Annotated in this window: 7 protein-coding genes; 5 read left to right on the top strand and 2 right to left on the bottom strand. The window is 71.7% G+C overall.

Going from position 1 to position 10770, the window contains the following annotated elements; genetic code table 11:
* The first annotated feature begins 33 nt into the window (after positions 1-33).
* The 5 genes from ppk1 (at position 34) to VFE05_02660 (ending at position 5447) form a co-directional block, all read left to right on the top strand.
* The gene (gene ppk1 / locus VFE05_02680) at positions 34-3246 is read left to right on the top strand and encodes a polyphosphate kinase 1 (protein HET6228954.1); all 3213 of its coding nucleotides are present in this window, start codon (positions 34-36) and stop codon (positions 3244-3246) included.
* 2 nt (positions 3247-3248) lie between these two features.
* Entirely contained in the window at positions 3249-4214 is a 966-nt protein-coding gene (locus VFE05_02675) for a hypothetical protein (protein HET6228953.1), read from the top strand.
* A 307-nt stretch (positions 4215-4521) separates the two neighbouring features.
* Entirely contained in the window at positions 4522-4932 is a 411-nt protein-coding gene (locus VFE05_02670) for a hypothetical protein (protein ID HET6228952.1), read from the top strand.
* A gap of 56 nt (positions 4933-4988) precedes the next feature.
* The gene (locus VFE05_02665) at positions 4989-5135 is read left to right on the top strand and encodes a hypothetical protein (protein ID HET6228951.1); all 147 of its coding nucleotides are present in this window, start codon (positions 4989-4991) and stop codon (positions 5133-5135) included.
* Positions 5136-5273: 138 nt separating this feature from the next.
* Entirely contained in the window at positions 5274-5447 is a 174-nt protein-coding gene (locus tag VFE05_02660) for a hypothetical protein (GenBank protein HET6228950.1), read from the top strand.
* A 1052-nt stretch (positions 5448-6499) separates the two neighbouring features.
* On the opposite strand, the gene VFE05_02655 is transcribed toward VFE05_02660, so the two are convergent.
* Complete coding sequence (locus tag VFE05_02655; protein ID HET6228949.1) at positions 6500-7156, bottom strand: hypothetical protein; 657 nt, start codon at positions 7154-7156, stop codon at positions 6500-6502.
* Between the two features lie 2 nt (positions 7157-7158).
* Positions 7159-10770, bottom strand: a 3612-nt coding sequence (locus VFE05_02650) for a DUF4157 domain-containing protein (protein ID HET6228948.1), incomplete at its 5' end; no start/stop codon positions are given.

Genomic DNA, 10770 nt, shown 5'->3' with positions numbered 1-10770 from the left:
CGAGCGGCGGCGGGAGCGACGGAACGGGTGACGATGGACGAGCGGTCCCTGCGGTTCGAGGTGGCGACGCGCGAGACGCTGGAGCGGCTGATGACCGAGCCGTTCCCCGGACGCGTGCGCCCGGAAGGCACGCGCGGCGAGTTCTTCCGCGACGTGTACTGGGACACGCCCGACGGCGCGCTGGAGCGCCGCGGCGCCGTGGCCCGCCTGCGCATGCAGGGCACGGAGAAGACGCTCACCGTGGAGGCTCCCGGAGGCGGCCCGGACGGCGGCTGCCGCAGCGCGCACATCACCGTGAGCGAGGGCGAGCCGCACGACCTGTTCGCCGGCCTCTCCGAGCCCGCCCGCCTGCTGCGCGGGCTGGTGGACCCGGCGCGCCTGCGGCCCTGGCTGGAGCTGGAGACGGCGCGCACCACCCGCACCGCCCTGCTCAACGGCGGCGAGGGCGAAGGCGGCCGCGTGGCCGTGATCTGCGACGCCACCCTGGTCCGCTCCGGCGACGAGACGGCCGAGATGTACCAGATGGAGGTGCGCTACCCGGCCGCGCGCGAGGAGGCCATCGCCCGCTCGCTGCGCGAGACGGCCGAGGAGTTCGGGCTGCGGGCCGTGCGCGCGGACCCCATCGAGCGGGCGGGCGAGCGGCTGGGGCGCCTGGAGCTGGACCGGCTGGAGGAAGCCGTGCGCTCCGCCCGCCGCGTGGCGATCCTGGCCATGGACGGCGGCCGCGTGGCGCTGCGGCGCGACGGGGAGCTGGTGGCGGTGCCCGCCGGCCCGGGCAAGGGCGAGGAGGCGTGCCGCCGCGCCACCCGCGCCTGCTTCGGCCACGGCGCGGGCCGCGTGCGCCTGCTGGGCACGCAGCCCGGCCACGCCCGCGGCCCCAGCACCGAGGTGTGGGTGGTGGAAGGCGTCCGGCCCGACGCGGACGCCGAGGCGCAGGCGGACGTGGTGTGGATGACGCTGGAGGAGGCCATCGACGCCGTCGGCTCGCCCGCGCTGCGCGACGCGGCCACGCTGGTCGCGCTCGCCGTCGTCGCGCGCGAGGGGCTGGCGGAGGGCGACGTCGCCGCGGACGTGGCGGTGGTCTCGCGCTTCCCCGCGCTCCCCGCCCGCGGCGACGTGCCGCTCAGCGAGGAGGTCGCGGCCGAGGCCATCCAGCAGGAGGGCGACGAGCTGCCGCCGGGCACGCTGCTCAACATGGAGCTGAGCGTGCTCGCCTTCAACCGGCGCGTCCTGGCGCTGGCGGAAGACCCGGAGACGCCGCTGTTCGAGCGCGTGCGCTTCCTCTCCATCTTCTACGCCAACCTCGACGAGTTCTTCCGCGTGCGCGTCGCCGGCTTCAAGCGCCAGGTCGCCGTGGGCAGCGCCAAGCGCACCATAGACGGCGTGAGCCCGCAGGAGCAGCTGGACGCCATCGGCGCGCGGGCGCGGACGCTGATGGGCTCGGCATACCGGCTGCTGTTCGGCTCGCTGCTGCCCGCGCTGGCCCGCCATGGCATCCGCGTCCTCCGCCCCTCGGAGCTGGACGACGGGGAGACGGAGTTCGTGCGCGGCTACTACCGCGACCGGGTGCATGCCGTGCTCACCCCGCTTGCCGCCGGGCCGGGCCACCCGTTCCCGCACATCCGCAACCTGCGCCCGGCGCTGGGCGCGCTGATCCGCGAGCCTGCCGGCGGGCCGGAGCGCTTCGTGGTGATCGAGCTGCCGGGCAGCCTGCCGCGCTTCGTGCCCCTGCCGGACGGGCGGACGTTCGTGCCGGTGGAGGACGTGATCCGCGGCGGGCTGGGCTCGCTCTACCCGGGCATGCAGGTGGAAGGCGCGTGGACCTTCCGCGTGACGCGCAGCGCCGAGCTGTCGCTGGACCGCGAGCACGTGACGGACCTGCTGCAGGCGGTGGAGGAGGAGGTTCGGCGGCGCCCCTTCCGCCCCGTCGTGCGGCTGGAGGTGGAGGGCGCCATGCCGCCCGAGGTGCGCGCGCTGCTCATCCGCGAGCTCCAGTTCGAGGACGCGCAGCACGCCGCATCCCTCGGCGAGGCCGACGTGTATCCCCTGGAGTGGCTGGTGGACCTGCGCGGCCTGCGCGAGATCGCGGGGCTGGAGATGCCGGGCGTGGAGGGCCTGCACTACCCCGCGTTCGAGCCGCGCGACCCGCTGGACGCAACGCGGCCGGTGATGGACGTGCTGCGCGAGCGCGAGGTGATGGTGCACTTCCCGCACGACTCGTTCGAGGCCACCGTGGAGCGCTTCGTCACCGAGGCGGCCGACGATCCCGACGTGGTCGCCATCAAGCTGGCGCTGTACCGCACCAACCGCTCGTCGCGCATCGTGGAGGCGCTGCGGCGGGCCAGCGCGCGCGGCAAGCAGGTCGTGGCCTTGGTGGAGCTTACCGCGCGCTTCGACGAGCAGCGCAACATCGAGTGGGCGCGGTATCTCCGGGCCGCCGGCATCCACGTGATCCACGGCCTTCCCGGGCTGAAGATCCACGCCAAGGTCGCCCTCGTCGTCCGCCGCGAGGCCGAGGGGCTGCGCCGCTACCTCTACGTCGGCACCGGCAACCTCAACGCGACGACGTCCGCCGCGTACACCGACCTGGGGCTGCTGTCGGCAGACGAGGCGCTGGGGGAGGACGTGAACGACCTCTTCAACCTGCTCACCGGCTACGCGCCCGTGGAAGGCTACCGCCGCATGCTCGTCGCGCCGCAGAACATGCGCGCGCGGCTCGTGGAGATGATCGACCGCGAGGCCGGGCACGCGCGCGAGGGGCGTGGCGGGCACATCCGCGCCAAGTTCAACGGCCTGGCGGACCGGGAGATCATCTCCGCGCTCTACCGCGCCTCGCAGGCCGGCGTGCGCATCGAGCTGGTGGTGCGCGGGCTGTGTGCGCTCCGGCCGGGCGTGGAGGGGCTGTCCGAGAACGTCTGGATCGTGAGCATCCTGGGCCGCTTCCTGGAGCACATGCGCATCTTCCGCTTCGCCAACGCGGGCGAGCCCGAGCACTACATCGGCTCGGCAGACTGGCGCACACGCAACCTGAGCAAGCGCGTGGAGGTGGTCACGCCCGTCGCCGACCCCGACCACCGCGCCCGCCTGGACGAGATCCTGGAGGGCGACCTGGCCGACCCGCGCGCCTGGGAGCTGGGCTCCGACGGCACGTACTACCGCCGCCCCCAGCGGGCGCCCCACGCCGCCGGCCGCATCGCCGGCGAAGGCGGCCGCCGCGCCTTCGCACCCGAACCGCCGCAGTCGTGACCATGCCGCCGTCGAACCACCCCCTCGCCGTCCGTGCCGGCCTGCTTGCCGCCGTGCTGCTCCTGGCCGCCTGCAAGCCGGTGGATGGGGCCAAGCACGCCAAGGCCCCGAAATCCGCCCCGGAGCTCTCGGCCGAGGGGGTCGCGCCCACGCGCGGGCCCGCGCCCGAGCCGTGCCGCATCGTGGGCAGCGACATCGTGCTGCCGGACGAGGTCACCGAGACCAGCGGCGTGATCGCCAGCCGGCACTACCCGGGCGTCTTCTGGACCTTCCTGGACTCCGGCAACCAGCCCGTCCTCTACGGCTTCGACGCGGGCGGGGCGGAGCGCGGCCGGATCGTGGTGACCGGCGCCAAGAACAAGGACTGGGAGTCGGCCGCCATGGGCCCGTGCGCCGGCGGTGGCGACTGCGTGTACCTGGGCGACACGGGCGACAACGAGGGCAGACGCAAGCACGTCTCCATCTGGCGCTTCCCCGAGCCGGACCCCACGGCGGACTCCAGCGCGCCGGCCGAGGAGATCCGCGGCGTCTACCCCGGAAAAGGGCGCGACTCCGAAGCCATGTTCGTGCTGCCCGACGGGCAGACGTACCTGGTCACCAAGGGCGAGAACAGCGACGTGGAGCTGTGGCGCTTCCCCGGGCCGCTGGTGGCCGGCAGCACCGTGCAGCTCCAGCTCGTGCGCCGCATCGCGCCGAAGGTGAAGCAGCACGGCGACCGCGTGACCGACGCCAGCGCCACGCCCGACGGAAGGTGGCTGGCGGTGCGCACGTACGGCGCGCTCTACCTGTACCGCACGCAGGACTTCGTGCGCGGCGGGGTGGACCCGGTCGCGGTGGACCTGATCCCCGTGGGCGAGGCGCAGGGCGAGGGCGTGAGCCTGGGCGAGGACGGCTCCGTCCTGCTCACCAGCGAGGGCACCGCCAAGCTCCCCGGCATCGCCACCCGCCTCGCCTGCACGCTCCCGTAGACGTAGTCCATCCGCCGCCGTCCATCGCCAGGTTGGCGGACGCACATGCCGAACAACGCCCCGCTGGATCGCCGCTACCATGGCCGCTCTACTCGACACCTTTCGGGGGTGAGGCGGCGGCTTTCCGGCTTGGCTGCAGCGGGGATTACGCAGTGCGACGTGCTCGCAGCCGGGAACGCCCCGGCGATACGGTGCAGCTCAGCCGACCGACCCACTGCACACGTCTTCTGCGAGAAGCTCGACGATTGATTCCTGATACGCGACCCCTCGCGAGATGATTGAGTTGCACAGTTCGGGAAAATCGGCGGTGGATTTCTTCTACGACGGAGCGCTGCGCGACGGCAACGCGCCGCGGGAGGGGCGCGTGGTGCTGCTCGACACCAGGCACACGCCGGCCCGCGCCACCACGCGCTGGGTGAAGATGAGCGCCAGCCGCCAGAACCTGGTGCACCGCGGCATCGTGGGCTCGCTGCTCTGGAGCCTGCGCGAGGCGCAGCCGCGCGCCTCGATCCTGGTTCTGTCGCCGTTCGTGGCGCAGAAGAAGGCGTACGAGCGCGAGGCGTCAACCGGGCGCGTGCCCAGCGTGCGCTTCGCCACGGTGCACAGCAGCCAGGGTCCGAGAGCGACATCGTGGCGCTGGACCTGGTGGTGGCGCCCGGGCGGGGGCGCTCGCGCTTCATGGACGAGACCCGAACCCGCGAGTTCCCCAACCTACTGAACGTGGCCCTCTCCCGCGCGCGCCGGCAGCTTTTCGTCATTGCGCACGCGGCTCACGTGGCTGAGCATTACCCCGGGCGGCTGCTGGAGCGGCTGCTGCGGATGGTGCGCGACCGCCACGAGGTCTGCACGGTGCCCGAGGATCTGCGGATGCAGCCGCTGCTCGCCGGCGTGGCCCGCCGCGACCACCCGGCGGCGGCTTGAGCACGCCTGTCCACTCCTCCATTCCGGATACAACGATCAATGACACGCTGGCATAAATCCCCTCGCGTGTCGAGGCCGCTCGCCCTGTGACGAGACTGCTGCCTGCAGGCCGAGCGCTCGATTCTCTCTGATCGCGGTTTGTGGACGCTGGAGAACCTCGCACACCTCGACCGTTACTTTCTGCAGAACTTCGACACCGGCGATCGCAACTTTCTCGGCAAGTTGCAGGAGCAGCTGGCGCCCGCGGCCGCCAAGCAGCTCGCATCCGAGCTGATCTGGATCCTGTACCTGACGCCCAGGAGAGAGCGCTGAAGGGAGGCACCAAGCGGCAGCACATCCGGCGCGTGTGGGAATGGTCCGGCGAGGTCCTTCCGGAGGCCGGGCGGGCGCTGGAAATGCTTGACAAGGTGTGGCCAACCCGGGCAACGGGTTCAGCACGCACAAGTGGCGTGAGCTCGCCTTTGCGATCGAGCTCTCGCGTGACTGGAAACGTCTTGCGGTCGCGGAACGGGACCGGATCCTGGCCGACCCGTGGGTGTTCGCACGGTGGGTGGACACGCAGCCCGCGTCAGCTGGACGGCAGTTCAGGCACATGCTGCTGTACCGGCTGTTCCCCGACGGTGACGAGCGCGGCGGCGCGGGCCGTCCTGCCTCGCGAACCCACCGGTTCCAGGATCAGAAGGCAAAGCGGTGCTCGTTGACCATGCCGATCTCGGTGGTGTCTCACCCCCGCCGAAGCGGTTCAGTATGCTTGCTTACGTGCCGGGAGGTTCCAGACCATCCTCCACTCGGGCCGCGCCCAAGGACCAACTGAAGTGCCTCTTCGTTCGGGGGAGGTGGCATTGTAGATCGGGGAGGTGGAAGGATGGTAGAGCGGTCGTGGCGGGCCGCGGATCGGCTGACGAACGGTCTCTGTAGCGAATGGATGACAGGCGAGGAGCCCTTCACGGGGGTCGCACTGGAGCGACCCCCCGTCGACTGGTAAGAACGAGGAGTATGGTGGAGCGGTACTCTACGTCACCGCTCGCGTTGAACGATGACGAGCCCTTGGTCCGCGGCATGCGGCGTGGACTCTGGGCCGGATCGCCACGGGAGGCGCGACGCAGGCCCTGGCTTCCCGCATCGAGTGGGAGCCCGAGGGCTGGGTCCGCCAGGAGATCACGCTTGCCCTTTCATCGGCAGCCGTTTGACACGGGTCGAACTCACGTTCAACTCGTCTCACCCGCATCCCTCGTTGGTTCCGTCGCGATCTCCTCCCACAGGAGATGACCACGACGTCCAGAAACCGTTCCCAAGTCATCGCGATTACCGCCCGGAGGGAGCTTCAGTGCCTGTGATCCGGTCGGTGTTTCACCGGGCGTTCGTCAGACCCCCGGCGCGGAGTCGTTGCGAATACGCCAGTACGCGCGGGCGTAGCCGTGGCGTGCGTCCTCGGCCGCGAGGGCGGCGCCGACGCCGGCGGTGAGGCGCCGGAGCGTGTCGTCGTCCGGGCGCTCGGACAGGAGCGGGGCAAGGGAGGGGAAGCCGGCGGGGAGGCGCGACGCGAACCAGGCCGCGGATGCCCGGTCGCCGCCCGTGGCGCAGAGGATGGCGGCGGCGAAGAGCAGCGCCGGCAGTTCGCCGCGCACCTCCAGCGCGCGGCGCAGCACGGCGGCCGCGGCGTGCGCGTGCCCGTCGCGGCCCGCGGCGAGTAGCACCAGCGCCAGCTCGCCGGCCGCGAAGGCGCGCACCACGTCGGCGGTGGGCGCGCGGCGGCCCAGCAGCGCGGCGGCCAGGCGCGATACCGGCAGGGCGACGGGGTGCGCCGAGTCCAGCGTCAGCGCCACGGCGGCGGTGCGGTGGGCGCGCTCGGGGTCACCCGCCGCCAGGAACACGGCGGCGGCGTTCGCCAGCGGCTCAGGGAGCGCGGGATCGGCCGCGGCGGCGGCGTGGAAGGCCCGCAGCGCGCCGCGCCAGTCGCCCGCGGCGCGGCGGCGCACGCCCTCGGCGTTCCAGGCGGCAGGAGTGTCAGTCGATCGCATGGTCACGGCTTACCCCCATACTTCTTCATCTTGTTGAGGCGGTCCGCCTCGGTACCCACCACCTTTTTGTACTGCACCTTGGCGTTATTGGCCTCGGCACGATCATGTTCCACCTGGTGCATGATAGAGGAGCCCGCCGAGCTGTTGTCGCTCTCCTCCAGCAGTTGCAGGTTCTCCAACTCGTTGCTTCCGCCCACCTGTAGTTCGATGATGTGGTCGACTGCATGCGGGACGTCCTTCCCGCGTGCGGCCGGATTGGCTACTGGAAGGTCTGCGTTTTTCCACGTGGTACGCACATTACCCCGCGGCTCGCGGGGGAAGGCTCGCAAGGGCTTGGAGTCTGATTGCGCAGCCTCTTTGTACTTCTTCAAGATGTCCGCGTGCGTCACCTTTTTCTTCTTCTGGTTCATTCCGGGGATGGCGATCCCCGCTTTCTGTGGCGGTACCCACAGGGGCCACTCCATCTCCTTGTAGTCTTCGCGGAGTCTGTAGCGGCGCGGCTTCCACTCGTGGTGGTGATAGTCCCAATACTCATCGTTGATCTTCGCGTCGAAGTCCTTGCGGGTGCCCTTCTGCGCTCGGAACTTCTCCCATGCCTTCTCGGGGTCCAGGTTCTCCGCCGTGCTCTGCTTCTGCTTCGCGCGTTGCTCGGCCGACTTGCTCTTCTCGCCCTGGTTCTTCGCTTTCTTTGTGTTCCCCGACTTCTTCCGGGCGATGTGGCGGCCGGTGCTCGACTCCAGGTCGCTCAGGAAGTGGTCCCAGATGTATACCTCCCATCCCTCGTCGTGCGTCTCGTCTTCGGGGACCTTCTCGGCGGCGGCGGGCTTGGGGGGCACGAAGGGCGGCGCCTCGGAGTCGGCCTCGCCCTCCACCGCCATCTCGCCGCGGCCCTCCGTGGTGCCGCCGCCCGTGTCTTTCCCGCCGCCGCCCTTGATATCCTGCTTCTGCGGCACCCCCGCCTTCGACGTGCTCTGGGCGTCGACGGTGACGGATTCGGGGGCTGGGTCCAGCTTCAGGTTGATCTTGGGCTTCTCGTTCTTGGGCTTGTCGGGCGTGGCCTTTCCGCTGTCGGGCATGGCGGCCTTCACCAGCTTCTTGGGGTCCACGGTGATCGGCTCCACGTCGAACTTGGGTTCGAAGCTTTCGCCCAGCGTGTAGTCGAGCCCCGCCTTCATCCCCAGCGACATGCCGGGGTCCCAGGTGAAGTTGGCCAGCTCCCAGTCCTTGCGCCAAACCTCCTTCGACAGCCACCCGATCCCCACCTCGGCCGCCGCGTAGGCGTTGATCCCCAGGCTGGCCACCAGCGCCGCCTGCAGCTCGGCCACTCCCTTGAACGAGTACTTGCCGTCCTGGTACTGGAAGCGCGGGCGCACCGAGAGCGTGCTGTACGCGCCCGCCGTGCCCACCATGTCGATCCCGCCGCTGAGCTTGGCGATCAGCGCCGAAAGCCCCACGCCGCCGCCCACGATCACCACCAGCTCGGCCCCGGCGGGGACGAAGAACTCGCCCGACACCGCGAAGCTGGGCTCGGGCGCGGCGTCGGGGTCGCCGGCACCGCTGGCCGCGCTGCCGCCGGCCTCGGGCGCCTTTCCCTCGCGCGTGCTGTAGGTGCCCTCCACCAGGATGTCGCGCAGCACGGCGGGGCCGAACGTGGTGCGCACCCCCAGCTTGGCGTGGATCTCGGCGATCAGGCCGATGGAGCCCACCACGGGGATGGTGACGCCCCAGAGCGGGAACTCCTGGTCCATCTGGAAGAGCGTCTTCTCGAACCTCTTCTCCTTGAAGAGCTCCACCTCGCTGGGGAAGGTGAGCGCGCCGGACAGGTCCACGTTGCCGTCGGGATAGAGCACGGCGTGGCCGCTCCCCTTGAGCCAGGGCGCCACCTCCACCGCCAGGTCGCCCTCGCCGCCGATGGCCAGCTCGCCCGGCTTGCCCTCTTCCGGCGGGGTCAGGCGCACGGTGAGCGAGCCCGCCAGCGGACCGCGGGTGTAGGCCACCGTTCCCTCGCCGGCCGTGATCGCCCAGTTCTCCATCTCCAGGTGCACCGACCCGCTGCCGCCGGTGAACGAGGTGGAGACGTCGCCGCTCCCCGTCCAGCGCCCGTCGGCGTCCATCGCCACGTCGAAGGTCGCGGCGTCGAGCCCCGGCACGTCCACCGTCGCGCCCACGGCGATGGCGAACGCCTTGCGCTGCCCGTCGTACGCCACCGTCAGCCGCCCCTCGGACAGGCCGGGGACGCCGTCGCCGGTGGTCGCGTGCCCGTCCACCGAGAGCACGCCGCTGACCACGCGGATGGTGAGCGAGCTGTCCTTCAGCGGCAGCCCGGGCACCTGGATCTGCCGTGCGCCCACGTTCAGGGTGCCGCTGAGCGCGCCGGCCTCGTAGCTCCACTCCAGCTTGCCGGTGGCGAAGTGCGGCACCTCCACCACCAGGTCGCCGCCGGCCTTGCCGATGGCGCCCTTCTCGTCCACGGAGATGGAGACGGCGCCGCTGACGAAGGGGACGGCGACGCCGGCGCTGATGGTAGCGCCCTTCACCGTGCCGTTCCCGGCGAGCTTCACCGTGAGCATCCCCAGCCTGAGCCCGGGGATGCGCTCGGCGTAGGGCCCCAGGTCGAACTCCGCCTCGCCGGTCTCGCCTTTCACCGGGAACGAGACGGCGCCGCCGGGGAACTGCAGGTGGAAGGCGCCGTCGTCGTTTGCGGGTGCGGTGGGCGAGCCGCCCTGCTTCAGCGCGGGCGTGGCGGCGGCGGCGCGCTGCACGCCGCCGTTCCCGGCCTTCGCCGGCGCGGGGTGCGCGCCCTCGGTCACGCGCTGGGCGATGGTCTCGGCCTCGACCTCGGCGGGCTCGCCGGGCTGGCTGACGGTGGTGGCCCGCGCGGCGCGGCGGGGTCCGCCGTCGCCCTTCTGCTGGACGGTGTGCACCAGCTCGTGCGCGATCAGCTGCTGGCCCTTGCGGCTGCCGGGGTCGTACTGCCCCTCGCCGAAGAACACGTCCTGCCCGGTGGTGAACGCCCTGGCGTCGAGCCGCTTGGCCAGCGAGCCCGCCTCGCCGTCGGTGTGCACGCGCACGCCCGACAGGTCGGTGGCCAGTCGGCCTTCCATGCCGTGGCGCACGCCGGGGTCCAGCGCCGCGCCGCGCCCCTCCGCCTGGTCCAGCCGCCGGTCCACGTCCTGGGTCACGGTGGGCGCCGCCCCCTCGGCTGCGCGCTGCGCCCTCCGGTCGTCGGTGCCGGCGTCGGCCGTGGGATGCTTCACCCCGCCGGCGTGCCCGGGGCCCTCCACGCCGGGCTCGGCCGGCGCGCGCTGGAGCGTGTCCTTCGAGGCGGGTGACGCGGCGCGCTGCACCTTCTCGTCTGCTTTCGCCGCGCGCTGGACCTTGTCCTCCGGAGACGCTCCCGCCGCACGCTGGACCTTGTCTTCCGGGGATGCTCCCGCGGCGCGCTGGACCTTGTCGTCGGAGGATGCTCCCGCGGCGCGCTGGACTTTGTCTTCAGGGGATGCTCCCGCGGCGCGCTGGACCTTGTCCTCCGGTGATGCTCCCGCGGCGCGCTGGACCTCGCCCTTCGGCCCGGCGGGCGCGCGGCGCACGTCCTTGCCGGCGCCGGCCGCAGG

The sequence above is a fragment of the Longimicrobiaceae bacterium genome (assembly GCA_035696245.1).
Lineage (GTDB): Bacteria > Gemmatimonadota > Gemmatimonadetes > Longimicrobiales > Longimicrobiaceae > DASRQW01.
This window is presented reverse-complemented; position numbering and strand designations above follow the sequence as displayed.

Coding starts and splice junctions, on each gene's coding strand:
- VFE05_02655 (HET6228949.1), bottom strand. CDS start 7,156: ATGCGATCGACTGACACTCCTGCCGCCTGGAACGCCGAGGGCGTGCGC.
- ppk1 (HET6228954.1), top strand. CDS start 34: ATGGACGAGCGGTCCCTGCGGTTCGAGGTGGCGACGCGCGAGACGCTG.
- VFE05_02675 (HET6228953.1), top strand. CDS start 3,249: ATGCCGCCGTCGAACCACCCCCTCGCCGTCCGTGCCGGCCTGCTTGCC.